Source organism: Pseudomonas sp. PS02288, assembly GCF_029959715.1.
GTDB lineage: Bacteria > Pseudomonadota > Gammaproteobacteria > Pseudomonadales > Pseudomonadaceae > Pseudomonas_O > Pseudomonas_O kuykendallii.
Genome location: NZ_JASCPA010000024.1, coordinates 40,588 through 63,497, shown reverse-complemented (window position 1 = coordinate 63,497; position 22,910 = coordinate 40,588). Strand labels below are relative to the sequence as shown.

Genomic DNA, 22,910 nt, shown 5'->3' with positions numbered 1-22,910 from the left:
CCCCCCCCCCCGGGCACACGGGGGGGGGCCCGCCCACCCCCCCCCCCCGCTTCGGTTTCAGACCGCGGGCTGGGGAAGCCCGTCGGCCTGGAGGGTGCCCGCTGGCGGGTTGGCCGAGGCGGCGGGCAGTTTTTCCAAACCGGCCAGCCAGGGTGCCACGCCGTTGCGCCAGACCTGCGCATGCAGGCGCGACAGCGCGACCGGGTCGCTGAGCAGGAACATCTTGCGCGTACCGTCCAGGGCCTTCGGCCCTTCGCTGAGGGCGCGCTCGATCTGCTGCTGACGCTGCCGCTCGATGATCTCGCTGTGACCATGGCGAGCGGTTCCCAGCGCGCAGGCCAGCGCGTTCAGCGAGGGATCGACGACCGCTTTGCGGAAGCCGTCCTTCAACTGGTTGTCGCGGTTGAGCTGGGTGTACTCGTCGGTGGCGCTCAGTTCGCGCGGCGTGTTGCTCTCCTCGGGGATCACGAACAGCTTCGCGCGGCGCGTGGCGATACCCGGACGCGAGCGGCTGGAAAGCACCGAGACCGGAATCGACAGCATCAACGACAGCACGATCGGCGACAGCCACCAGAGGAACTGCGGGTTCAGCCAGGCGACCAGGGCGGTCCAGGCGGCGCCGAGCAGCGTCTGCATGCCGTGGCGACGGATCGCTTCGCTCCATGGCGTGGCGTCGTCGTCACGCTGCGGCGAATTCCACTGCACTGACCAGCCGAGGAATGCCGCCGTCACGAAGATCGTGTGGTAGAGCATGCGCACCGGCGCCAGCAGCATGGAGAAGAACATCTCCAGCAGCATCGACACCGTGACCTTGAACTTGCCGCCGTACTCCCGCGCGCCCTGGAACCAGATCAGCATCACACTGAGCAGCTTGGGCAGGAACAGCATCAGCAGCGTGGTGGAGAACAGCGCAATGGCCTCCTCCGGACGCCAGCGCGGCCACACCGGGAACAGCTGGCCCGGCTGCAGGAAGTACTGCGGCTCGAGCAACTGGTGGATCGCCAGCAGCGCGGTGGAGAGTACCAGGAAGAGGAACCACAGCGGCGCCGACAGGTAGGACATCACCCCGGTGAGGAACACCGCGCGGTGCACCGGGTGCATGCCCTTGACCAGGAACAGGCGGAAGTTCATCAGGTTGCCGTGGCACCAGCGACGGTCGCGCTTGAGCTCGTCGAGCAGGTTGGGCGGCAGTTCCTCGTAGCTGCCTGGCAGGTCGTAGGCGATCCACACGCCCCAGCCGGCACGCCGCATCAGCGCGGCCTCGACGAAGTCGTGGGAGAGGATCGCCCCGGCGAAGGCACCTTTGCCCGGCAACGGCGCCAGCGCGCAGTGCTCGATGAACGGCTTCATGCGGATGATCGCGTTGTGCCCCCAGTAGTGCGACTCGCCGAGCTGCCAGAAATGCAGGCCGGCGGTGAACAGCGGGCCGTAGACGCGCGTCGCGTACTGCTGCATGCGCGCATAGAGGGTGTCCATGCCGGACGCCTTGGGCGCGGTCTGGATGATCCCGGCGCGCGGATTGGCCTCCATCAGCTGGGTCAGGCGCACCAGGCATTCGCCACTCATCACGCTGTCGGCGTCGAGCACCACCATGTAGCGATAGTCGCTGCCCCAGCGGCGGCAGAAGTCGTCGATGTTGCCGCTCTTGCGCTTCACGCGGCGACGCCGGCGGCGGTAGAAGATGTGGCCGAAGCCCTTCACCTCGCGGCACAACTCGAGCCAGGCGTTCTGCTCGGCGACGCAAACGTCCGGCTGGTTGCTGTCGCTGAGCACGAAGAAATCGAAGTGCTCAAGCTGCCCGGTGGCGGCCAGCGATTCGTAGGTCGCGCGAAGACCGGCGAAGACGCGCGGCACGTCCTCGTTGGCGATCGGCATGACCAGCGCGGTACGCGCCTGCGGGTCGATCGGCTCCTCGCCGGTGGAACTGGCCGAGATGCTGTACTTGTCGCGCCCGGTGAGCAGTTGCAGGAAGCCCATCAGCGCGGTCCAGAAACCTGCCGAGACCCAGCAGCAGAGCAGCGCGAAGAGCAGCAGGATGCTGGTCTGCACGACATAGGGTAGGACCTGGCGGATCGAGGCGAGCCAGCCCTGCTGGAAGACTTCCTGCAGATCGACCATGCCCCAGCCCTGGTACGGCAGCACCTGCTTCATGTACCAGGTCGCGACCACGGTCTGCGCCAGCATCAGGATCAGCAGGATCATCCGCCGCCAGGCACCGACGGTGCGCCAGTGCGCGTACTCGTCGGCCTCGGCGGGCGGACGCAGGCGCTTGGGCGGCGCGCCGAACAGCTTGCGCCAGCCGCGCACCAGTGGGTTGGTCATCCAGGGTTCGGGCAGCATGCGGGTACGCCGCACCGGCGGAGTCGCCTTGAGGCAGACCCGCTGCCCGGCGTCGACGCCGATCACATCGCTGTTGCGCAGATCCGGCCAGGCCAGCTCCAGGCGACGGCCGACCGAGTCCAGCGCGGCTTCGCCGGTGGCGCCGTTCACGCGTCCCCGCGCGGCCAGCCCGCCGAGCAGCACGTCGATGTCGTCCGCAGTGGCAAGATCACCGTCCTCGGCGGACAGTCCCAGATGGTGCCGGTAGGCCTCGACGGGCGAGGCGCTTTCATGGGGTTTATTCATCGGCGGGCAACTGGTAGCTCCAGGTTTCGCTGAGGGTGCGCTCGCCATCGACCAGCGCGGCACGTATTTCCACCGGCAGCGTCGGGTCCTTGACCTTGAAGCGCAGGGTCAGGCGCCGGCCCTTGGTCACCGCGTTGTAGCGCAGGCTGTTCTCGACCAGCTCGCCGTTGTCGCCGACGCTGACCTGGCTGCTCAGCGGCTCGCCCTCGGCGCGCGCTTCCAGCGCCGGGCCGACGAAGTCGACCAGCAGGGCGATGCTGCCGTCGGCCTGACGGATCAGATTGGATTGCTTGACGTCGCCAGTGGAGCGGCGGGTCTGGGCGACCCAGGCGCTGTCCTGCGCATGCAGCGCCGGCTCGTTCAGCGTCCAGTGCTGGCGATAGTCCAGTTCCAGCGGCTCGCCGTTCGCGGGCAATTCCGCCGGGGTCCAGAAGGCGACGATGTTGTCGTTGGTCTCGTCCGGCGTGGGGATTTCCACCAGTTGCACCTGGCCTTTGCCCCAGTTGCCCTTGGGCTCGATCCAGGCACTCGGACGCAGGTCGTAGCGGTCGTCGAGGTCCTCGAAGCGGGCGAACTCGCGGCCGCGCTGGAGCAGGCCGAAGCCTTTGGGATTCTCGACCGAGAAGGCGCTGACGGCGAGGTGTTTCGGATTGTTCAGCGGGCGCCATAGCCACTCGCCGTCACCGGCGTGGATCGCCAGGCCGTCGGAGTCGTGCAGCTCCGGGCGGTAGTTGAGGTGCGGGGATGGCTGGTTCGAGCCGAACAGGTACATCGAGGTCAGCGGCGCCAGGCCGATGCGATTGACGGTGTCGCGCAGGTAGACCCGCGACTTCACGTCGACCACCGCGTCGTCGCCCGGACGCAGGATGAAGCGATAGGCACCGGTGGCACGCGGCGAGTCCAGCAGCGCGTAGATCACCAGGTGCTTGTCACCGGCCTTCGGACGCTCGATCCAGAATTCGCGAAAGCGCGGAAACTCTTCGCCGGACGGCAGCGCGGTGTCGATGGCCAGGCCGCGCGCGGACAGGCCGTAGGTCTGGCCCTTGCCGATCACGCGGAAATAGCTGGCACCGAGCAGGGTCATCACTTCATCCTGCTTGTCCGCCTTGTTGATCGGATAGAGCACGCGGAAGCCGGCGTAGCCCAGGTCCTTCAGCGCTTCCGGGCTGTGATCGAGCTGCAGCGAACCGAAGCTGAAGTTATTCGGGTCGTACTGGATTTCATGGACGCTGGTGGCGGTGACTTCGTTGAGTTTCACCGGAGTGTCGAACTGCATGCCCTGGTGATAGAAGCTCAGCTTGAAGGGGGTATCGCGCTCGGCCCAGAACAGCTTGTCGGAGCGGTACTGGATCTGCTGGTAGTCGGCGAACTTGAGGTCGCGCAGCGACTTGGGCAGGTTGTTCTTCGGTGCTTCATAGGCCTTGTCGGCCAGATTCTTCGCTTCCGTGCCAACGTCGTCGAGGCTGAATGCCTGGACCTGCGCGGCGCCGAAGGCGGTAAACAAGGCAAAACCCAGCAGCATCGGGCGAAGCTTTTCGGGCCAGGAAGCTGCTGCAATGGAATGAGAGACCAACGTAATCCCCTTACTCGTCAGATTGCTTCTATAAGCCGCAAGCTAGACGGCGATGACCCATAAACGACCGCGTGAGTACGCAATGATTCCCCGAAGCCGCCCTGGGCAGCCTCTCGGGGTGTGAATGATGAGGGACGACGAACGGGCTCGGCAAGCGGCTGCACGCCGCTAATCACCGGACGTTGAGGCCAATGGCGTGGCATCGATGGTTTCCCGCTGCGTTGCCGTATGAAAAAAACTGCAGGCGACCACGTAAGGACGCTTCCCGGGGGTGACCGGCAGTCTCTTTCCTACAGCACTTGGCGCAGGAACGCCTGCGCGCGCGGGTCTTTCGGATGGGCGAAAAACTCCGCCGGAGCGGTGTCCTCGAGCAGCTTGCCGTGATCGAAGAACAGCACCCGGTCCGCCACTTCGCGGGCGAAGCCCATCTCGTGGGTCACGCAGACCATCGTCATGCCTTCCAGCGCCAGGGTCTTCATCACGTCCAGCACCTCGCCGACCATTTCCGGGTCGAGTGCCGAGGTCGGCTCGTCGAACAGCATCACCTTCGGGTCCATGCACAGCGCCCGGGCGATCGCCACGCGCTGCTGCTGACCGCCGGAGAGGCGCGACGGGTATTCGTTGACCTTTTGCCCGATGCCCACTTTCTCCAGCAACGCCCGCGCCTTGTCTTCGCGCTCGGCCTTGCCGCGCTTGCGCACAACCTTCTGCGCCAGGCAGAGGTTCTCCAGCACGGTCATGTGCGGGAACAGGTTGAAATGCTGGAACACCATGCCGACTTCCCGGCGATAGGCGTTGATGTCGGTCTTCGGGTTGGCCAGGTCGAGCCCGTCGATGCTCACCGAACCGGAATCGATGTCCTCCAGCCCGTTGAGGCAGCGCAGGAAGGTCGACTTGCCGGAGCCGGACGGGCCGATCACCACCAGCACCTCGCCCTTGGCCACATCGGTGGATACATCGTCGACCGCGCGCACCACGTGGCCGCGGGTGTCGAACACCTTGGTCAGGTCGCGTACCTCAATCACTTTGCGCGAGCCTCCGCTCCAGCTTGTTGGCGATTTGTGACAACGGCAGGTTGATCACCAGATACAGCGCGGCGACGCAGAACCAGATCTCGAAGGTCGAGAACGAGGTGGTGATCGCCTCCCGGCCGCTCTTGGTCAGTTCGGTGATGGCGATCACCGAGACCAGCGAGGTGTCCTTGACCAGGCTGATGAACTGCCCGGCCAGCGGTGGCAGCACGCGCTTGAAGGCCTGCGGCAGGATGACGTGGCGCATCGCCTGGGGACCGTTGAGGCCCAGCGAGCGCGCCGCCTCGGTCTGCCCGCGGGCGATCGACTGCACCCCGGCGCGAACGATCTCGGCGACGTAGGCGCCGGTGAACAGCGCCAGTGCCGCCACCCCGGCGAACTCGCGGGACAGGTTGAGCACGGTGCCGATGAAGAAATAGAAGATGAAGATCTGCACCAGCAGCGGCGTGCCGCGCACCAGTTCGACATAGACGCTCGAAAGATCGCGCAGGGTCGGGTTCGGCGACAGCCTGCACAGGCCGGTGAACAGGCCGATGACCAGCCCGGCGGCGCCGGCGGCGACGGAAATCCACAGCGTGGTCCACAACCCCCAGAGCAGCGGACCGGCAGCCCAGTGACGGTTCACGCCCAGGCTGTCGCCTTCGCTGACGTCATCGCCTTCGGCGACCAGCAGGCTGTTGCGGGCGACTTCGACGACCTGCTGCTTGCCACTCTCGGTGGCCAGGGTGACACGGGCTCGGTCGCCGTCTTCGACGACGGACTCGACACGGCCGAAGTCGGCAGCGCGCTGCGCGTCCTCGGCCTGATAAGCGAAATACTGCGGCACACGGTTCCAGCGCCACTCGTAGGAAATCAGCGAGGTGGAATACCAGATACCGGCGGCCAGCCCGACCAGGATCAGAACGGTCAGCAGGTGCCAGGGCCAGAGGGGACGTTTCTTCTTGGTCACGGGATATCTCGGGTACAACGTGGAGGCGGACACATCGTAAAAGCGCCGAGGACCGCGCGGGCGGCCCTCGGCGACTCTTACTTATTCCATATCCTTGAGCCAGTCGGTGTTCTTGAACCACTTGGCATGGATGCGATCGTAGGTGCCGTCCTTCTTGGCCTGGGCCAGGAAGTTGTTGATCCAGTTGAGGCTGTCGTAGTCGCCTTTCTTCAGACCGAACGCCAGCGGCTCGTAGGTGAAGGGCTCTTCGATGAACAGCAGCTTGCCGGCGCCGGCCTTGGTGACCGCGACGACGTTGTACGGGGCGTCATAGATGAAGGCATCGGCCTTGCCGTTGACCACGTCCATCACCGCTTCCTGCTCGTTGTCGAAGCCGTTGTACTTGGCCTGGGCGATCAGCTTCTTGGCGACCATTTCGCCGGTGGTGCCGATCTTCGAGGTGATGCGGTACTTCGGATCGTTGAGGTCCTTGTACGACTTCACGTCGTTGGCCAGTTCCTTGCGGATCAGCAGGGTCTGCCCGACCACGATGAAGGGTTCGGAGAAGTTGATCCGCAGGTTGCGTTCCTGGGTCAGGGTCATGCCCGAACCGATCATGTCGAACTTGTCGGTCAGCAGCGCCGGGATGATGCCGTCGTAGCCGGTGGAAACCAGTTCAAGCTTGACGCCCATGGCCTTCGCCATCGCCTTGAGCAGGTCGACTTCGAAGCCGATGATCTCGCCCCGTTTATTGGTCATTTCGAAGGGCATGTAGGTCGGGTCCATGCCGACGCGCAGGGTGCCGCGCTTGACCACATCGTCGACCATGCCGGCGTGGGCCAGGCCGCTCAGGGCGCAGGCGGATAACAGCAATGACGCGAGAAATCGTTTCATTTCATCTCCAGAAGGGGGCAATTTCCATGGAAGCTCGCCGAGCGGACCGACCGCTCGCTGGCGGCGCATGCTAACCGCAGGCGCCGCCCAAGGCGAGCCAGGATGAGGCAAGAAAGGAGCCAATCGTCGTGCGACAGATCAGCTTTCGAGCAGGAAAGTCACCGGCCCGTCGTTGACCAGATGCACCTGCATGTCGGCGCCGAAGCGGCCGCTGGCGACACGCGGATGCCGTGCGCCGGCCTGCGCCAGCAGATGCTCGAACAGCGCACGCCCCTGCTCCGGCGGCGCCGCGCTGGAGAAGCTCGGGCGCAGGCCGCTGCGGGTGTCGGCGACCAGGGTGAACTGGGACACCAGCAGCAGGCCGCCGCCGACGTCGCCCAGCGACAGGTTCATCTTGCCGTCGGGGTCGGAGAACACGCGGTAGTTGAGCAGCTTGTGCAGCAGGCGCTCGGCGCTGGCCGCATCATCGTGCTTTTCGACGCCAATCAGCGCCAGCAGGCCCTGGTCGATCGCGCCGACGGTTTCGCCCTGCACCTCGACGCGTGCACCACGCACGCGCTGCAACAGTGCCTTCACGCCTCTTCCAGAGGCAGATCGAGCAGGCGCCGGGCCATTTCGTTGGTGGCACGCACCAGCGCATCGATGATGCCCGGCTCGGAGGCCGCGTGGCCGGCTTCGCGGACGATCTGCAGTTCGCTGTTCGGCCAGGCCTGGTGCAACTCCCAGGCGTTGTCCAGCGGCGTCACCACATCGTAGCGGCCGTGCACGATGACGCCCGGCAGGTGGGCGATCTTCGGCATGTCGCGCAGTAGCTGGTTGGGCTCGAGGTAGGCGTCGTTGACGAAGTAGTGACACTCGATCCGGGCGATGGACAGCGCACGTTCGTGGAAACGCTCGACCGTCTGCGGGTTGGGTCGCAGCGTCAGGGTGCGCCCTTCCCAGCAGGCCCAGGCCTTGGCCGCACCCATCTGGGCGATCTGGTCGCTGCCGGTGAGGCGTTTGTAAAACGCCTGGACCAGGTCGCCGCGCTCTTCCTGCGGGATCGGCGCCAGGTAATCCTGCCAGTAATCGGGGAACAGCCGGCTGGCGCCTTCCTGGTAGAACCAGGAAATCTCCTGCGGCCGGCAGAGGAATATCCCGCGCAGGATCAGCGCGTGCACGCGCTCGGCATGGGTTTGCGCGTAGGCCAGCGACAGCGTCGAGCCCCAGGAACCGCCGAACAGCACCCACTTGTCGATGCCCAGGTGCTCACGGATGCGCTCCATGTCGGCCACGAGGTCCCAGGTGGTGTTGTTCTCCAGGCTCGCATGCGGCGTCGAGCGCCCGCAGCCGCGCTGGTCGAAGGTGACGATGCGGTACAGCCGCGGATCGAAGAAGCGCCGCGACAGCGAATCGCAACCGGCGCCCGGCCCGCCGTGCACGAAGAGCACCGGCAAACCATCCGGCGAGCCGCTTTCGTCGACATAGAGCTGGTGCGTGTCATCCACCGCCAGCTCATGGCGCGCGAAAGGTTTGATCTCCGGATACAACGTTTCCATTGCTGCGCTCCCGTAGTTGACGAAGGACCCCGGCGGGTACTGCTGTGCTGTCTTGGCGGGCATCATAACCATGAATGGCCGAACTCGGGATGACCGTCGGTTCATTTATCTGCCGACCGCGATCCGCGCCCTCCGGCCCTCAGAAAACGTAGGGAATGAACATCCGGCTGCGCTGCATGTAGAGGCGGTAGGCCTCGCCGAAATAGGCCAGGCATTCGCTCTCGTCGCATCGCGCCGCCCGATGCAGCAGCACGCTGGCGACGCCGGCCAGAAGCAGCGTCAGCGGACCGATCTGCTTGCAGCAGATGCCCCAGGTCAGCAGCAAAAGGGAGCAGTACAGCGGATGCCGGATGAAGCGGTAGATCCCGCCGGTCACCAGTTGCGAGGTTCGCTCGAAGTCGAACAGTTCGGCGTCGGTGCGCCGGCCGCGGTTCGGCCGACCGTAACGCAGCAGTTGGTAGAGGCCGAGGAACAGCACCGCCAGCGAGCCGAACAGCAGAACCCAGGACACCTTCTGATGCAGCGCGAAGCGGTCCTCGAACCACACCGGCGCGTTCACCACGAACAGCGCGAGCATCGCCTCCCAGGCGAAGAAACGGTAGAACCCATGCGAGTTCGGCCGGCGCAGGGCCTGCCACGAGACGCCTGTCAGAACCAGGCTTCCCAGCAGGAATCCCAACCATTGCTGCCACATCATCCCTATTCCTTCTCCCGCCCTGATCGTCCGGGCCCGACACCACGCGGCCGCCGCCCCCTCTGTTACACTGCCAGCCCCTTCGCTGCGACCGCAAGCAATGGACCGCGATCAACTGCACACGCTGCTGCCGCATCAGGGTGAAGCCCTCTGGCTGGATCGCCTGATCGAGCACGACCCCGCGCGCATCATCGGCCTCACCGCCTGGCATCACCTCGCTGCGTTCGGCGAAGAGGCCTCGCCCTGCCTGCTGTTCGAAGCCGCCGCGCAGCTGTGTGCGGCGCATGGTGCCCTATATGGCGCCGACGATTCCATCGAGATGGCGCTGGTCGGCAAGCTCTCGCACCTCCTCCTGCATCACGAACCGCAACGCCGCGACGGCGCCCTGCAGGTCAGCGCGACGCAGGAGGCCCTGAGCCCGGCCGGTGCGCTGTACGCCTTCGCCGTGCATGCCGAGGGGCGCCTGCTGCTGGACGGCAAACTGCTGCTGGTGCTGGTCCATGCTTGAACTGGAAGGGCTCGGTTTTCGCTATCCGGGCGCCGAGTCGGCGGCGCTGGAGAACATCCACCTGCAGCTGGAACCGGGCCAATGCCTGGGGCTGCTCGGCAGCAACGGCGCCGGCAAGACCACCCTGCTCTCGCTGATCAGCGGCGTGCTGCAGCCGCAACAGGGCGAGATCCGCTGGCGCGGCCCGCGTCGCCTGGCCCTGGTGCCGCAGCAACTGGCGTTCTACGCCGGCCTGAAGGTGCGCGAGAACCTCGAGCTGTTCGCTGACCTCTACCGCCTGCGCGGCGCCGAACGCCGCGACCTGATGGAACGCTGCATCGCCAACACGGCGCTGGAAGACAAGCTGTCGCGCCGCGCCGAGCGACTCTCCGGCGGCGAGCAGCGCCGCCTGAACTTCGCCATCGGATTGCTGCAACCGGCCGCGCTGTACCTCTTCGACGAAGCCACCGTGGGCGTCGACGCGCGCAGCCGCCAGTTGCTCCTGGGCGCCGTGGAGGCGCTCACCGCCAGCGGCAAGGCGGTGATCTACACCAGTCACTACCTCGAGGAAGTCGAGCGCGTGGCGCAACGCATCTTCCTGCTGCACGAAGGCCGCGTGCGCCTCGATGTGGACAAGCGGGAGTTGCTCGGCGATGAACATGGCCTGTTGCTGGAGTGGCCCCGACAGGCTCCGCCCGGCCTGGATGAACTGCTCGCCGGGTTGCAGCTGACGGCGGAGACGATCCCCAACGGAATCCGCATCGCCGCGCTGGACGGCCATCAGCTCCAGGCCATCAGCGACTTCATCGCCAGGCAGGACGAGTTGCCCAGCCTGCTGCGCTTCGGTCGCCCGTCGCTCGAGCAACTGTACCTGCGCCTCAACGGAGGAAGGCTGTGAGACTGCGCGCGCTGGTCCGCAAGGAAGGGCTGCTGCTGGCCCGCGATCCGCATGCGCTGGCGGTGCTGTTCATCATGCCGGCGCTGTTCCTGCTGCTGATGGCCTTCGCCATGTCCAGCTACCTGCAGGACCGCCCGCCGCCGCTCAGCCTGGTGCTGGAAGCGCAGCAGGTCAGCGACTCGAGCCGCTTCTTCGCCGACGCCCTGCAGGCGCAGCTGCCCGACAGCCGCCTGCTCGCCGACAGCCCCGAGGCGCTGAGCCGGGTGATCCTCCCGGCGGACTTCGACAGCACATTGCTCGATACGCCGCACCAGGGGCCGACGCTGAGCTTCCCGGCGCGGGTCGACAGCCTGTCGCGCCAGCGCGTGCGCGGCGCGGTGACCATCGCCCTGGCGCAGACCCGCCTGCTCGCCTACCTGCAGGACAGCGGCGCGCTGGACGGCGACCTCACGCCGACGCAGCGCCTGCAACTGGTTCAGGAGCGCACGCAGAGCACGATCGAGGAACAGGACCAGTTGCTCAGCGGCGAGCTCAGCGGCCGCGCCAATGCCACCCAGCTGAGCGTGCCGGCCTGGCTGATCTTCGGCATGTTCTTCGTGGTGCTGCCGATGGCGGGCGGATTCCAGCGCGAACAGGCGAGTGGCACCCTGCTGCGCTTTCGCGGCCTCGGCCTGAGCCTCGCCACGCTGGCCCTGAGCAAACTGCTGCCCTACCTGGCGATCAACCTGTTGCAGTTCGCCTTGCTTCTCGCCCTCGGCCACTATGGGCTGCCGCTGCTCGGCCTGCCCGCGCTGAGCCTGCCCGGCAGCCCGCTGGCCTATGCAGCGCTGGCGCTGAGCATCGGCCTCGCCACCGGCAGCCTCGGCCTGCTGCTCGCAGCCCTGGCGCGCAGCGCGGAACAGGCGCTGTTGCTTGGCGGCGGGCTGAATATAATCCTCGCCGCGCTCGGCGGGATCATGGTCCCGAAGAGCGTGATGCCCGCCGCGATGGCCCGCCTGGCCGAGCTTTCGCCGATGAGCTGGGCGCTGGACGCCTTCCTGACCCTGCTGGTGGGCCACGGCTCGCTGGCCGACGTCGCCCCCTACTGCGCGCGCCTGCTGCTCTTCGCCCTGGTGCTGGGCGCTGGCGGGTTGTTCCTGTTCCGTAAACGAGTGCAGCAAACGCAATGGACAACACACAACTAGAAGAACAGCTCAAACGTCTGCTGATCGTCGAATGCGACAAGGAAGACGACATCGACTGGCAGAGCATCACCGATGACGAGCCGCTGTTCGGCCAGAAAAGCCGGGTGCAGATGGACAGCCTCGACGCCCTGCAGGTCTCGCTGGCCCTCCAGCAGCACTACAACGTGCGCATCGAAGGCGCCAAGGACGGCCGGCGCATCCTCAACAGCATCGCCAGCATCGCCGCCTTCATCAGGCAGCAGCAGTGACGCCGGTCTACCTGCTGCGCGGCGCCCTGCACTGTGCGCTGGGAGACGACCTGGCCACCGCCAGCCGGGCACTGCGTGAAGGTCAGCGGGCGACTGGCCGTGAGTTCGTGCTGCATGACGTACAGGAGCCGCGTACCTACCTGAATGTGCCGGCGAGCGAGGAAAGCCTCGACCAACGCCTGGATCGTCTGCTGGGCGAAACCCTCGGCGCCGATCGCGGCAGGCTGGACGACTGCCTGCTGATTGTCGCCAGCACCGCGCTGGATATCGTCGAGCTGGAAACCCTGGCGGCGGAGCGCGGCGGGTTCGTGCCAAACGATTCCACCTCGCTGGATCGGCTTGCCGGGCAGTTGCGCGAGCGCTGGGGGTTCGCCGAGGCCTACACCCTGAACACCGCCTGCACCAGCGCCGCCAATGGCCTGCTGTACGGTGCCCGGCAGCTGGCCGCCGGGCCTCTTGCCCGGGTACTGGTGCTGGCCTTCGAAACGCCGAGTGCCGTGGCCATGCAGGGCTTTGGCGCCCTCAACCTGCTGAGCCCCAGCGGCCGCTACCGTCCATTTCACCCCGAGCGCGACGGCCTGGTGCTCGGCGAAACCTACTGCGCCGCCCTGCTCGGGCTGGAACCCGGCAGCGCGCCGCTGGCCCGCCTGCTCGGCGGCTTCAGCGCCTGCGACACCACCAGCCTGACCACCACCCGCGAAGACGGCAGCCATATCGACTGGGTGATGCGAAAGGCCCTGGCCAGTGCCGGGCGCGATGCCGGCGATATCGCCCTGATCAAGCTGCACGGCACCGCCACCCAGGCCAACGACCACGCCGAAACCAACGGCATGCTCAGCCTTTACGGCGAGCGCATGCCGGCGCTGTGCGTGCTCAAGCCCTGGCTCGGCCACACCCTTGGCGCCTGCGGCCTGAGCGAAACGCTGCTGCTGATGCACGCCCTGCAACAGGGGCCTTTGCCGGGGTTGGACTACGCCACCGAGGCCAGCCTGCCGCTTGGCAGCCAGCCCCTTCAGCTGGCCGATGACGCCCTGGTGCTGGCCAACTTCTTCGGTTTTGGCGGCAACAACGCCAGCCTGGTGCTGCAAGGCTGCGGGGGTGAGCAATGACGGTCATCGCCGCCAGTGAAATCCATGGCCTGGCCACGACCGGCGACAAGGACCTGAAAGCCGCGCTGAGCCAGCACCTGAGCAACCCGCCGCGGCGCATCGACCGGCTGATCTTTCAGGCGCTGCTGGGCGGTGCGTTGATCAAGGCAGACATCCGCAGCGACTGCGGCCTGTACCTCGCCTCCCACCACCCCGCTCGACCGACCATGATCGCCCTGCTGGAAGCGGTGTGCGTGCAGCACAAGCAGCCCAAGCCTTTCGAGTTCGTCAACAGCGTCAGCAATGCCGCCGGTTTTCATGTGGCGCAGCAGTTGGGGCTGGAAGGACCGAACCTGTTCATCGGCGCAGGGGCGAAGGTGTGGTCGCAGCTGTCGAATCTGGCGCGGCTGGATCTGCAGGATGGGGTGGTCAGCCAGGCGCTGCTCCTGGTCGTGGACGAGCGGGGGGATTTTTGTGTGCAGGGGGTGTTGCTGGAGGGGCGCGATGTTCCGGCCGCCGATAGCTTCGAAGCGCTGGCTGCGGGTGTCGAGGTGCGACGCCTCGCGCTCGTCGCCACGTTCTGAACCGCTGCCCTCTCCCCCGCCCTCTCCCGCAAGCGGGAGAGGGGGCCAGACCGCGCTGGCCGGGAGATTGGCGATCAGTTCCCCTCGCCCGCTTGCGGGAGAGGGGTTAGGGGAGAGGGCCAGCCAACGCACGATTCGCTAGACCATACGCCGGAATCAGCCCTTGCGCTTCGCCCACGCCCCCAGTTCTTTCATCAACGCCCGCTCCTGCAAGGCAATCCCCCGCAACGAATCGGCAATTGGCGCAAAGTTCGGCGCTTCGGTTTTGCTGCGGCTGGCCCGTACGCAGGCCGAGGCAAACTGGCGCCACTCATCACCAATGGCGGTCAGCCGCGCCGAGGCTTCACCCAGGGTCGCGTCGCCCAGCTTTTCGCCGGCTTCCTGGAGGAAGCTGGCGTACATGAAGCGAAAACCCGCACCGCCGGTGCCGATCTCTTCCTGCATGCGCACGATGTGGGTCAGGTACAGCCGGTTGTACTTGGCCTGCGCCGGATCGAGCCGGGCGACGCGATCGGCCAGGTGCTGGATGCCGCGAATGCCGATCCACGGCAGCGGCATGCCGTCGAGGATGCGCGTGGTGGCCAGCACGCCCTTGCGGATCAGGCGATCCCAGTCCTGCTCCAGCGGCACGTCGTCGAGCCAGTACATCAGGCCCTTGGCGGCCAGCGCGCCCTTGGCGAAGCGCGCCTTCTGCAGGTCCTCGGCGGCGCAGCGCATCGGCTGCTCGAACACCGGGTCGCTGATCAGGTAGTCGTTGCCCTCGCGGCCGTAGGCCAGCAGGTTGTGCGCATTGAAGTGAAAGCGCATTTCCGGCGGAAAGTACGGCAGCCAGAACACCGAACTCTGCAGGCCGGCGAGGCGGCCGGCGTCGAGCGCCGCGTCCAGTTCGCGGCGGCCCTGCTCCGGATTACCGAAGGTGCGGCTGTGCAACCGCGCGCCGAGACGCTTGCTCAGCGTTTTGATCAGGTGACGCGGCGGCATGCGGTAGGCGATCAGCGGCATGCCGCTGAGCTTGACGATCGGCAGGTAGGCGAACGCCAGCCCGGAGGCCAGGCCGAACGCCATCGGCTCGCTCATCGGCAGCCCGGCGTGGGTCAGCAGGCTGGCCATCACGCCGCTTTCGCAATGGGCGCTCTGGCGGTGTTGGAAAACGCTCATGCCAAATCCTTCTGGTAGCCCAGCAGTTCCTCGAGCGGCAGACCGAAAGCCTCCGCGTAACGCGTTAGGATCGACGCCGGCAGACGGCGGTACACCTCGGCACGGAAATGCCGGCGGATGCGCCACTGCCAGAGCCCGGTGATCTGTCCCAGCGCTGGTTCGTCCAGGCGATAGCGGTACATCAGGCACTTGAGCGGCGACGCCTCGCCACGCTGCCACGCGCCCAGCGCTTCGGCCTCGTGGGCCTCCATCTCGGCGACCGCCAGTTGCGTGGCATAGGCCTCGGGCTCCCAGCCGTCGCTCTGCGCGTGCTGGTAGTGGCCGCTGGCATCTACCGCGTAGACCAGCTTGCTGTGCCCGCCGTAGGTGGAGCTGTGATCCTGCGGAACCTCGTCAAGCTTCATCGCCGACCACCGTGAGGTGCATGAAGGCGCTGGAGAAGCGCCCGCTTTCCGGGACGTAGCAGAGCAGCCGCTCGCCGCTGCGCAAGCCGCCGCCGTTGAACAGCTCCTCGAGCATGATGAAGATCGAGGCCGCACCGGTGTTGCCCTTGCGGGTCAGGTTGGTGAACCAGCGTTCCTGGGGGATCGGCAGATCCGCGTTGGCCAGGCCGACGGCGAGGCGGTCGCGGAAGAACTGCGAGGAGTAGTGCGGCAGGAAATGCTCGATGTCGCCGACGCGCAGTTCGCGGCGCGCCATGATCCGCTCCAAGGCCTGCTCGACGGTGTACTTGACGATGTTCTCGTTGAGCAGCTTGACGTTCTGCTTGATCGCCATCACCGAGCGGCGGTTGCGTTCCTCGGCATCGAAGCGGCTCCAGCCGGTCAGCTGGTCATCCTGCATGTCGGCGCCGGCGTACATGCACGGCGGCATCTGGTCGGCGAAGGAGTAGATGTCGATCCAGTCGACGCGCAGGCTCAGCCCGCGCGCATTCGGCCGGCCCTGCAAAAGCACCGCGCCGGCGCCGTCGGAGAGCATCCAGCGCAGGAAGTCCTTCTCGAAGGCGATCTCCGGGTGGCTTTCCAGGTCGTCGACGCGGCTTTCGTATTCGGCGTTGAAGTTGCGCGCCTGCATCAGCGTCGAGGCCACCTCCGAACCGCAGGCCACGGCGTTGCGGCTCTCGCCGCTGGCGACGCTCATCCAGGCGTATTTCAGCGCGCTCATGCCGCACAGGCAGATACCGGCGGTGGACACCACCTCGCACGGCGGATTGCCCAGTTCGCCGTGAACCATCACCGCATGGTTGGGCATCACCTGGTCGGGCGAGGAACTGCTGGCGACCAGGCAATCGAGCGCATCCAGCGCGAAACCCTCCCCGGCCAGGCCGCGAATCGCCTCGGCGCTGAGCTGCGCGTTGCTCATGCTCGGCTCGCCCGTGGCGGGGTCGATCACGTAATGGCGCCCGGTGATGCCGTTGCTGCGCAGGACCAGCTTGCGCGCCCGCGACGGCTTGCCGCCGACCAGGCCCAGGCGCGCCTCCATCTGCTCGTTGTCAACGGCATCGTGGGGCAGGAAGGCACTGATGCGATTGATGAATACAGGTTGAACCACGGGATTCCTCGGTCAAGTCACTCGCCGGACGGGCCGGCGAAGTAGTCCTTTTGACGCTGCGTCCGCGCCTTGAACAGCGGCGCCAGCACCTTCTTCAGCAGTGCGCCGGCGGGCACCACGGTGATGATCAGGCTGATCAGAAAGACGATATAGAGCACCAGCCCGGCGCCGCGCCGACGGCTCTGCTGCGGGCCCAGCGCGCTGAGCAGGCGGCTCCACAACTGAAAGCTGCGGTTGCCCACGGTCTCGCTGCCGATCAGTTTCTCGTCCACCTTGACCGCGCCGAGCCCACGCAACATGGGTTGCTCGAGTGGCAGCGCGTCGGCCGACAGGCGTCGTGCGATGGCCTCGCCAAAACGGCTGGCCGCGCTGATCTCCGCGTCCGCGATACCGGCTTCAGGCACCCAGTGATAGGGCTTGCGGCGGCCGGTGAACATCCACAGCGGCGTGGCGAGGAAGCTGGCGGCGGTGCCGCACGCGTCGGTGAGGGCAACGTTGTCGAGCAGGCGTGCGCCCAGCTGTGCCAGCCTGGCCTTGACCTTCTCCTGCGCCATCAGCCACATGTTGCGACAGCCGATCAGCGTCACCACGGGCCGCCCGCGCAGCAGGCGCGCCGCCTCCGGTGACGCGAGGAAGCTGGTCAGCGGCAGCGACGGCGAAAGGAACCAGACCTGGTAGGCAAGGATGATCAGGTCGTAGTCTTTCCCGGCATCCACCGCTAGAGGCCGCAGCGGCTGCGGCTTCATCAGCACGGTTTCGGGAAAGATGCGGAAAAAACCGAGAAACGGCCAGGGGAACGGGTAAGGTTGGGCGGGCTCGAGCGGCAGGAAATCCACCTGGATGCCGGCATCCGCCTGCAACGGCGCGCAAACCGATTGAACCAGCCGATTCAGCTGGCCGGTTTGCGAGTAATGGACCACCAGCACCTGACGCATACCCTGCCAATTCCCTGCAAAATGTTGCGAATTATGCCACAGACCTTTTTTCGAACCGTAACCCAGACGACATATTGCGCGCTGCTATGGATGGCCTTGGGCGGGACGGTGTTCGCCGGCGATATCCGCCTGATTCTCGAGGGACGGCAGAAGGCCGGCGACGTGCACGTCGCGCTGCTGCCTGACGACAGCAAGGAATGGGCGGAGCAACCCCTGCGCACGCTGCAGGGAAACGAGGCGGTTCTGGTGCTGCGCGAAGTGCCCGCCGGCCGCTACGCCGTGCAGGTCTACCAGGATCTCGACGGCAACGGCCAACTGAACCTCAGCCCACGCGGCCTGCCGCTGGAGCCGGTGGGTTTCTCCGGCAACCCCTCGCTGCTACGCGGCAAGCCCCGACCCGAGCAGTGCCTGTTCACCCACGGCGAGCGGGACACCGTGCTGAGCATCCGCCTGCAAAGTCGCCGCCAGTAGACTACGGCTGTCGCCAGATCAGCTGGCTGACGGCGTATCCCTGCTCGCGGGCCACGCCGAGCAGACGCTCGCGGGCGGCGGCGTCGACCTCGGGCGTGCGCGAGAGCAACCACAGGTACTTGCGGTTCGGGTGGCCGACGAGCGCGGTGCGGTAGTCGTCGTCCAGGTAGAGAACCCAGTACTCGCCGCGGGTCAGGCCGGGGAAGAGCCTGCTGAACCAATTGTCGAACCGTACCCAGAGCTTGTCCGTGCGCCCCTCGACCTGCGGCACGGCCTCGCCGACCGCCTCCTGCCATTCGCCACTGTCGGTCTTGCAGCGGTTGCGCACGCTAACGGCGCCGTCGGCCCGCAGGCTGTAGCGGGCCTCGGACTGCACGCAATTGCGCTGGAAGAACATCGGCAGGCGCGCCAGTTCGTACCAGGTGCCCTGGTAGCGCTGCAGGTCGACCGCAGCGACGGTACGCGGCGGCGGTGGCGCATCGCCGGACGCACAGGCGCTGAGCAACAGGGCGGCGAAAACAGCGAACAGCAGGCGCATGGCGAACTCCTTTACTTGAGGCCCTGGCCGGAGAACATCACTACCTTGCCGGCGGCGTACTGCACGCTGATGAAAGTTTTCTGGTCGCCCCAGGTGCAGCTGGACACACCCATGGCGCCTGAACATTCGGTCGGCTCGCCGAGCAGCGCCTCGACTTCGGCCTTGCTCATGCCGGGGCCGATCTTGGCGTAGTTTTCCTGGTTGATCTTGCTGCAGCCGGCTATCAGCAGGCAGGCCAGTACGGCGGAGAAGCGCAAGGACATGGTGTGATGCTCCTGATTGGAAAGGCCGCGGCTCAGAAGCGCGAACCGGGCCGACGCAGAAAGTCTTTTTCCTCATCGGTGGACAGCCGACCGAGGATCTCGTTGCGATGGGGAAAGCGGCCGAAACGGGCGATCACGTCGCGGTGCTTGCGGGCGAAGGCAAGGAAATCGTCGAAGATCGCGCGCTCCTCGTCGTGGTGCAGGTCCGCGAGTGCGGCGAACGCCACCACGCCGCGTTCCTGGCGGTCGAGGTCCTCGGCGTGCTCCAGCACCAGATAGCAGAACACCTGCCGGATCGGCGCCAACGCGCTGGCCAAGCCGTGCGCCAGGCCAAGATCGAGCAGCGCCCGGGCAGCGGCATCACCGGCGAAGGCTTCGGGCTTACCGCGATGGATCATCCGGGGAAGCTGATCGAGCAGGATCATCAGCGCCAGCCAGCCGTCGGGCGTCTGCGCCCAGTCGTCCAGCTCGCCCTGCAACGCCTGGGCGGTGAGCCCGCCAAAACGCTCTCGGGCTTCGGCATCCTGAGCCTGGCGGTAGCCGAACCACAGGCGGTTCCGCTGCGCGGCGATCTGGCTCGCCGTGCCGTCCTCGCCGAACCACCACTGCAGCAGCGGTTGCCAGGGTGCTGGCGTTCCGGAGTCAGGCCTGATGGTGATACCCGGTCACGCGCTCGACCTCTTCCTTGGAGCCGAGGTAGACGGCGACACGCTGGTGCAGCGAGGTCGGCTGAATATCGAGGATGCGCTGGTGGCCGTCGGTGGACGCGCCGCCGGCCTGTTCGATCAGCATCGACATCGGGTTGGCCTCGTACATCAGGCGCAGCTTGCCGGGCTTGGACGGATCGCGCGAATCGCGCGGGTACATGAACAGGCCTCCACGGGTCAGGATGCGATGCACGTCGGCCACCATCGAGGCGATCCAGCGCATGTTGTAGTCCTTGCCCAGCGGGCCGGCCTTGCCTTCGAGCAACTCGTTCACGTAGCGCTGCACCGGGGCTTCCCAATGACGCTGGTTGGACATGTTGATGGCGAACTCGGCGGTGCTTTCCGGCACGCGGATGTCGTCGTGGGTGAGCACCCAGCTGCCCATCTCGCGGTCCAGGGTGAAGCCCTTCACGCCGTCGCCCAGGGTCAGGATCAGCATGGTCTGCGGACCGTAGATGGCGTAACCGGCGGCGACCTGCTTGGTGCCGGGCTGGAGGAAGGCTTCCTCGCCCAGCGGCTCGTTCTGGCTGAAGCATTCGCCCGGGCAGCGCAGCACCGAGAAGATGGTGCCGACCGAGACGTTGACGTCGATGTTCGAGGAGCCGTCCAGCGGGTCGAACGTGAGCAGGTAGGCGCCTTTCGGGTACTGGCCGGGAATCTGGTAGGCGTTGTCCATTTCTTCGGACGCCATGCCGGCCAGGGTGCCGCCCCACTCGTTGGCTTCCAGGAGGATCTCGTTGGAGAGCACGTCGAGCTTCTTCTGGACTTCGCCCTGCACGTTCTCGGTGCCCATGCTGCCCAGCACGCCGCCCAGCGCGCCTTTGGAGACCGCATGGCTGATTTCCTTGCAGGCACGCGCCACCACCTCGATGAGGAAGCGCAGGTCAGCCGGCGTGTTGTGACTGCGGGTTTGCTCGATCAGGTAGCGGCTGAGGGAAACGCGGGACATGGACGACTCCAGGTATGAAGGGGAAAAACCCGCGCAGTTTAGCGCGACTCGGCAGGCGATGCTGCGTCAGACCGGGCTGTCTGCGCGGAGTTCAGCGAAGCGGCGCAGGGCGTCTCGCCCGCGGGGCCGACCCTGAGCCGGCCGACGCCCGCAGCGCGCGCCACCAGCACATTTTGCGCGCCCATGAAAAAGCCCCGCCGAGGCGGGGCTTCTGCTCGACCGGACACAGGACCGCTCAGGCTCTCGCGGGCTGGGGCCGGCCCGGCATTTCCAACACCGGACCGTGGACGGGTGCTTACAGGCCGGCGGCGGCGCGCAGCGCTTCCGCCCGGTCGGTCTTTTCCCAGGTGAAGGTGGTGAAGGTGTCGTCGCCCACCGTGAGCTGTTCCGGCGTGCGGCCGAAGTGGCCGTAGGCGGCGGTGGATCGGTACATCGGGTGCAGCAGGTCGAGCATCTTGGTGATCGCGTAGGGACGCAGGTCGAAGTGCTCGCGGACCAGGGCGATGATCTTGTCGTCGCCGATCTTGCCGGTGCCGAAGGTGTTGATCGAGATCGAGGTCGGCTGGGCCACGCCGATGGCATAGGACACCTGGATTTCGCAGCGCTCGGCGAGGCCGGCGGCCACGATGTTCTTCGCCACGTAGCGGCCGGCGTAGGCGGCCGAGCGGTCGACCTTGGACGGGTCCTTGCCGGAGAACGCGCCGCCGCCGTGACGGGCCATGCCGCCGTAGGAGTCGACGATGATCTTGCGTCCGGTCAGGCCGCAGTCGCCCACAGGGCCGCCGATGACGAAGTTGCCGGTCGGGTTGATGTGGAACTGGGTGCCCTTGTGCAGCAGCTCGGCCGGCAGCACGTGCTTGATGATCAGCTCCATCACGCCGTCGCGTAGGTCGGCCAGCGAGACGTCCGGATTGTGCTGAGTGGACAGCACCACGGCGTCGATGCCAACGACCTTGCCGTTCTCGTACTGGCAGGTGACCTGGGATTTCGCATCCGGGCGCAGCCACGACAGCAGGCCCGACTTGCGCGCCTCGGCCTGGCGCTGGACCAGCGCGTGGGAGAAGCGGATCGGCGCCGGCATCAGCACGTCGGTTTCGTCGCTGGCGTAGCCGAACATCAGGCCCTGGTCGCCGGCACCCTGGTCTTCCGGTTTGGCGCGGTCGACACCCTGGTTGATGTCCGGGGACTGCTTGCCGATGATGTTCATGACGCCGCAGGTGGCGCCGTCGAAACCGACGTCGGAGCTGGTGTAGCCGATGTCGCAGATGACGTCGCGGACGATCTGCTCCAGGTCGACCCAGGCGCTGGTGGTGACTTCGCCGGCGACGATGGCCACGCCGGTCTTGACCAGGGTTTCGACGGCCACGCGGGCGTGCTTGTCCTGGGTGATGATGGCGTCGAGGACGGCATCGGAAATCTGGTCGGCGATCTTGTCCGGATGTCCTTCGGACACCGACTCGGAGGTAAACAGGGAATATTCGCTCATCGATCGGTTCCTATTCTTTACCGGTTGATGTGGGGTGATCGGGCTTGGCGAAGTGCCGAACCTGGATCTGGAAGCCGTTTCTCAGGCCAATGTAGAGACTCTCGCCGCTGGCGAGCCCCGCGGCATCGGCCCAGCGGGCCAGGTCGTCCTGCTCGAAACCCAGCCAGAGATCGCCGCAGGCCGTCCTGGCCCAGCTCTGGTCGTGACTGCACAGCTCGGTGATCAGCAGACTGCCGCCCGCCTTCACCAGCCCCGCCAGGTGTTTCAGCGCATCCGCCGGCGCCGCCAGGTGATGCAGTACGAGGTTCAGCACGACGCAATCGGCCGCCGGCTGGGGCTCGGCCAGCGCGTCGGCGAGGAGCAGTTCGACGTTGTCGAGGCCCTCGCGCGCGCAGCGCCCGCGGGCCAGCTCGAGCATCGCCGGGCTGTTGTCCAGCGCGGTGACGCGGCTGAAGCGGCGCGCCAGCTCCGGCAGGAAGCCGCCGTCACCCGGGCCGACCTCGATGGCCGTGGCCTGCGCCGGAAAGCTCAGCGCGTCGAGCAGCGCCAGCACGCTTTCGCGGTACTGCGGCAGCCCGGCGATCAGGTCCTGCTGGGCCTGGAAGGTGTCCGCTATGCGGGCGAAGAAATCGCGACTGGCCGCCGCGCGCTGCGCGTGCACCGCGGCGATCCGCGCCAGGCAGTCTTCCGGCAGCTGCAACTGATCGGCCTCTTCGAGCAGCGCCGCGTGCAGGCGCCCGCCGAAACTGTCGGCCTGCGGCAGCGCGCGCCGGTAGAAGATCGCATTGCCCTCGCGCCGGGTCGCCACCAGGCGCGCCTGGGCCAGCACCTTGAGGTGGTGGCTGATACCGGACTGGCCGATGGCGAAGATCTGCGCCAGTTCGAGCACGCCGAAGGAGTCGTTGGCCAGGGCGCGCAGCACGTTCAGCCGCAGCGGATCGCCGCCGGCCTTGCACAGGGCAGCCAGCTCGTCGCTCGGTTCGAACCGCAGGTGCGGCATGCGCAGGTTGTTCATAGGGACCGAAGTCTAGTCGGGGGATTTACATCGGGCAACGGCAATATCAAAAAGTTTTGATATTG

General features: G+C 66.5%; 25 protein-coding genes. 7 read left to right on the top strand and 18 right to left on the bottom strand.

Features of this window, described 5'->3' with window-relative positions:
• Positions 1 to 57: 57 nt before the first annotated feature.
• The 8 genes from mdoH to QMX85_RS11760 form a co-directional block, all read right to left on the bottom strand.
• On the bottom strand, positions 58 to 2,625 hold the full coding sequence (mdoH, locus tag QMX85_RS11795; RefSeq protein ID WP_282341063.1) for a glucans biosynthesis glucosyltransferase MdoH: 2,568 nt from the start codon (positions 2,623 to 2,625) through the stop codon (positions 58 to 60).
• Positions 2,618 to 4,147, bottom strand: coding sequence for a glucan biosynthesis protein G (locus QMX85_RS11790; RefSeq protein WP_282341061.1), 1,530 nt, complete (start codon positions 4,145 to 4,147; stop codon positions 2,618 to 2,620). Before QMX85_RS11790 ends, mdoH begins: the two co-directional genes overlap by 8 nt.
• Positions 4,148 to 4,488: 341 nt before the next feature.
• Positions 4,489 to 5,223, bottom strand: coding sequence for an amino acid ABC transporter ATP-binding protein (locus QMX85_RS11785; protein WP_282341059.1), 735 nt, complete (start codon positions 5,221 to 5,223; stop codon positions 4,489 to 4,491).
• Positions 5,216 to 6,178: an amino acid ABC transporter permease gene (locus QMX85_RS11780; RefSeq protein WP_282341057.1), complete on the bottom strand. Its 963-nt coding sequence runs from the start codon at positions 6,176 to 6,178 to the stop codon at positions 5,216 to 5,218. Before QMX85_RS11780 ends, QMX85_RS11785 begins: the two co-directional genes overlap by 8 nt.
• Positions 6,179 to 6,259: 81 nt before the next feature.
• A complete protein-coding gene (locus tag QMX85_RS11775) occupies positions 6,260 to 7,051 on the bottom strand; it encodes a transporter substrate-binding domain-containing protein (protein ID WP_090225625.1) in 792 nt (263 codons plus the stop codon).
• A gap of 138 nt (positions 7,052 to 7,189) precedes the next feature.
• Positions 7,190 to 7,627 carry a D-aminoacyl-tRNA deacylase gene (gene dtd, locus QMX85_RS11770; protein WP_282341054.1) on the bottom strand — a complete coding sequence of 146 codons (438 nt, stop codon included), beginning with the start codon at positions 7,625 to 7,627 and terminating at the stop codon, positions 7,190 to 7,192.
• Positions 7,624 to 8,589: a prolyl aminopeptidase gene (gene pip, locus QMX85_RS11765; protein WP_282341052.1), complete on the bottom strand. Its 966-nt coding sequence runs from the start codon at positions 8,587 to 8,589 to the stop codon at positions 7,624 to 7,626. Before pip ends, dtd begins: the two co-directional genes overlap by 4 nt.
• 139 nt (positions 8,590 to 8,728) lie before the next feature.
• Entirely contained in the window at positions 8,729 to 9,286 is a 558-nt protein-coding gene (locus tag QMX85_RS11760) for an isoprenylcysteine carboxylmethyltransferase family protein (protein ID WP_282341050.1), read from the bottom strand.
• Between the two features lie 97 nt (positions 9,287 to 9,383).
• Here QMX85_RS11760 and QMX85_RS11755 point away from each other — a divergent pair, with 97 nt between their 5' ends.
• Genes QMX85_RS11755 through QMX85_RS11730 form a run of 6 tightly spaced genes read left to right on the top strand, consistent with a single transcriptional unit; the run spans position 9,384 to position 13,772 of the window.
• Positions 9,384 to 9,791, top strand: a complete 408-nt coding sequence (locus QMX85_RS11755) for a beta-hydroxyacyl-ACP dehydratase (RefSeq protein ID WP_090225622.1) — start codon at positions 9,384 to 9,386, stop codon at positions 9,789 to 9,791.
• Entirely contained in the window at positions 9,784 to 10,668 is an 885-nt protein-coding gene (locus QMX85_RS11750; RefSeq protein ID WP_282341047.1) for an ABC transporter ATP-binding protein, read from the top strand. The genes QMX85_RS11755 and QMX85_RS11750 overlap by 8 nt, the downstream gene beginning before the upstream one ends.
• On the top strand, positions 10,665 to 11,852 hold the full coding sequence (locus QMX85_RS11745; RefSeq protein WP_282341045.1) for an ABC transporter permease: 1,188 nt from the start codon (positions 10,665 to 10,667) through the stop codon (positions 11,850 to 11,852). Before QMX85_RS11750 ends, QMX85_RS11745 begins: the two co-directional genes overlap by 4 nt.
• Complete coding sequence (locus tag QMX85_RS11740) at positions 11,834 to 12,100, top strand: acyl carrier protein (protein ID WP_090225617.1); 267 nt, start codon at positions 11,834 to 11,836, stop codon at positions 12,098 to 12,100. Before QMX85_RS11745 ends, QMX85_RS11740 begins: the two co-directional genes overlap by 19 nt.
• The gene (locus QMX85_RS11735; protein ID WP_282341043.1) at positions 12,097 to 13,209 is read left to right on the top strand and encodes a beta-ketoacyl synthase N-terminal-like domain-containing protein; all 1,113 of its coding nucleotides are present in this window, start codon (positions 12,097 to 12,099) and stop codon (positions 13,207 to 13,209) included. The genes QMX85_RS11740 and QMX85_RS11735 overlap by 4 nt, the downstream gene beginning before the upstream one ends.
• Positions 13,206 to 13,772, top strand: a complete 567-nt coding sequence (locus QMX85_RS11730) for a hypothetical protein (RefSeq protein ID WP_282341041.1) — start codon at positions 13,206 to 13,208, stop codon at positions 13,770 to 13,772. The genes QMX85_RS11735 and QMX85_RS11730 overlap by 4 nt, the downstream gene beginning before the upstream one ends.
• Positions 13,773 to 13,928: 156 nt before the next feature.
• Here the strand turns inward: QMX85_RS11730 and QMX85_RS11725 are convergent, their stop codons facing one another.
• Genes QMX85_RS11725 through QMX85_RS11710 form a run of 4 tightly spaced genes read right to left on the bottom strand, consistent with a single transcriptional unit; the run spans position 13,929 to position 17,416 of the window.
• Positions 13,929 to 14,930 (bottom strand): BtrH N-terminal domain-containing protein, encoded by a 1,002-nt coding sequence (locus tag QMX85_RS11725; protein WP_282341039.1) that lies wholly within the window; start codon positions 14,928 to 14,930, stop codon positions 13,929 to 13,931.
• Positions 14,927 to 15,334 (bottom strand): hypothetical protein, encoded by a 408-nt coding sequence (locus QMX85_RS11720; protein WP_282341037.1) that lies wholly within the window; start codon positions 15,332 to 15,334, stop codon positions 14,927 to 14,929. The genes QMX85_RS11725 and QMX85_RS11720 overlap by 4 nt, the downstream gene beginning before the upstream one ends.
• Complete coding sequence (locus tag QMX85_RS11715) at positions 15,324 to 16,481, bottom strand: beta-ketoacyl-ACP synthase III (protein WP_282341035.1); 1,158 nt, start codon at positions 16,479 to 16,481, stop codon at positions 15,324 to 15,326. Before QMX85_RS11715 ends, QMX85_RS11720 begins: the two co-directional genes overlap by 11 nt.
• 17 nt (positions 16,482 to 16,498) lie before the next feature.
• Positions 16,499 to 17,416 carry a dialkylrecorsinol condensing enzyme gene (locus QMX85_RS11710; RefSeq protein ID WP_282341033.1) on the bottom strand — a complete coding sequence of 306 codons (918 nt, stop codon included), beginning with the start codon at positions 17,414 to 17,416 and terminating at the stop codon, positions 16,499 to 16,501.
• A 90-nt stretch (positions 17,417 to 17,506) separates the two neighbouring features.
• On the opposite strand from QMX85_RS11710, the gene QMX85_RS11705 reads away from it, so the two are divergent.
• Complete coding sequence (locus QMX85_RS11705; RefSeq protein ID WP_282341031.1) at positions 17,507 to 17,887, top strand: DUF2141 domain-containing protein; 381 nt, start codon at positions 17,507 to 17,509, stop codon at positions 17,885 to 17,887.
• Between the two features lies 1 nt (position 17,888).
• On the opposite strand, the gene QMX85_RS11700 is transcribed toward QMX85_RS11705, so the two are convergent.
• From QMX85_RS11700 to QMX85_RS11675, 6 genes are all read right to left on the bottom strand, one after another.
• Entirely contained in the window at positions 17,889 to 18,425 is a 537-nt protein-coding gene (locus QMX85_RS11700; protein ID WP_282341029.1) for a lipocalin family protein, read from the bottom strand.
• An 11-nt stretch (positions 18,426 to 18,436) separates the two neighbouring features.
• On the bottom strand, positions 18,437 to 18,688 hold the full coding sequence (bamE, locus tag QMX85_RS11695; RefSeq protein WP_282341027.1) for an outer membrane protein assembly factor BamE: 252 nt from the start codon (positions 18,686 to 18,688) through the stop codon (positions 18,437 to 18,439).
• Positions 18,689 to 18,720: 32 nt separating this feature from the next.
• Positions 18,721 to 19,341: a DUF924 family protein gene (locus tag QMX85_RS11690; protein ID WP_282341068.1), complete on the bottom strand. Its 621-nt coding sequence runs from the start codon at positions 19,339 to 19,341 to the stop codon at positions 18,721 to 18,723.
• Positions 19,331 to 20,344, bottom strand: a complete 1,014-nt coding sequence (locus QMX85_RS11685; protein WP_090225601.1) for a class 1 fructose-bisphosphatase — start codon at positions 20,342 to 20,344, stop codon at positions 19,331 to 19,333. Before QMX85_RS11685 ends, QMX85_RS11690 begins: the two co-directional genes overlap by 11 nt.
• Positions 20,345 to 20,639: 295 nt before the next feature.
• Entirely contained in the window at positions 20,640 to 21,830 is a 1,191-nt protein-coding gene (gene metK, locus QMX85_RS11680; RefSeq protein ID WP_282341026.1) for a methionine adenosyltransferase, read from the bottom strand.
• 10 nt (positions 21,831 to 21,840) lie between these two features.
• Positions 21,841 to 22,845, bottom strand: coding sequence for a metalloregulator ArsR/SmtB family transcription factor (locus tag QMX85_RS11675; protein ID WP_282341025.1), 1,005 nt, complete (start codon positions 22,843 to 22,845; stop codon positions 21,841 to 21,843).
• Positions 22,846 to 22,910 lie beyond the last annotated feature (65 nt).

Bases quoted from the DNA above. Each gene is read 5' to 3' on its own strand.
- mdoH (WP_282341063.1), bottom strand. From the start codon at position 2,625: ATGAATAAACCCCATGAAAGCGCCTCGCCCGTCGAGGCCTACCGGCAC.
- QMX85_RS11790 (WP_282341061.1), bottom strand. From the start codon at position 4,147: ATGCTGCTGGGTTTTGCCTTGTTTACCGCCTTCGGCGCCGCGCAGGTC.
- QMX85_RS11775 (WP_090225625.1), bottom strand. From the start codon at position 7,051: ATGAAACGATTTCTCGCGTCATTGCTGTTATCCGCCTGCGCCCTGAGC.
- pip (WP_282341052.1), bottom strand. From the start codon at position 8,589: ATGGAAACGTTGTATCCGGAGATCAAACCTTTCGCGCGCCATGAGCTG.
- QMX85_RS11760 (WP_282341050.1), bottom strand. From the start codon at position 9,286: ATGATGTGGCAGCAATGGTTGGGATTCCTGCTGGGAAGCCTGGTTCTG.
- QMX85_RS11755 (WP_090225622.1), top strand. From the start codon at position 9,384: ATGGACCGCGATCAACTGCACACGCTGCTGCCGCATCAGGGTGAAGCC.
- QMX85_RS11750 (WP_282341047.1), top strand. From the start codon at position 9,784: ATGCTTGAACTGGAAGGGCTCGGTTTTCGCTATCCGGGCGCCGAGTCG.
- QMX85_RS11740 (WP_090225617.1), top strand. From the start codon at position 11,834: ATGGACAACACACAACTAGAAGAACAGCTCAAACGTCTGCTGATCGTC.
- QMX85_RS11730 (WP_282341041.1), top strand. From the start codon at position 13,206: ATGACGGTCATCGCCGCCAGTGAAATCCATGGCCTGGCCACGACCGGC.
- QMX85_RS11725 (WP_282341039.1), bottom strand. From the start codon at position 14,930: ATGAGCGTTTTCCAACACCGCCAGAGCGCCCATTGCGAAAGCGGCGTG.
- QMX85_RS11720 (WP_282341037.1), bottom strand. From the start codon at position 15,334: ATGAAGCTTGACGAGGTTCCGCAGGATCACAGCTCCACCTACGGCGGG.
- QMX85_RS11710 (WP_282341033.1), bottom strand. From the start codon at position 17,416: ATGCGTCAGGTGCTGGTGGTCCATTACTCGCAAACCGGCCAGCTGAAT.
- QMX85_RS11705 (WP_282341031.1), top strand. From the start codon at position 17,507: ATGGCCTTGGGCGGGACGGTGTTCGCCGGCGATATCCGCCTGATTCTC.
- QMX85_RS11700 (WP_282341029.1), bottom strand. From the start codon at position 18,425: ATGCGCCTGCTGTTCGCTGTTTTCGCCGCCCTGTTGCTCAGCGCCTGT.
- bamE (WP_282341027.1), bottom strand. From the start codon at position 18,688: ATGTCCTTGCGCTTCTCCGCCGTACTGGCCTGCCTGCTGATAGCCGGC.
- QMX85_RS11685 (WP_090225601.1), bottom strand. From the start codon at position 20,344: ATGTCCCGCGTTTCCCTCAGCCGCTACCTGATCGAGCAAACCCGCAGT.
- metK (WP_282341026.1), bottom strand. From the start codon at position 21,830: ATGAGCGAATATTCCCTGTTTACCTCCGAGTCGGTGTCCGAAGGACAT.
- QMX85_RS11675 (WP_282341025.1), bottom strand. From the start codon at position 22,845: ATGAACAACCTGCGCATGCCGCACCTGCGGTTCGAACCGAGCGACGAG.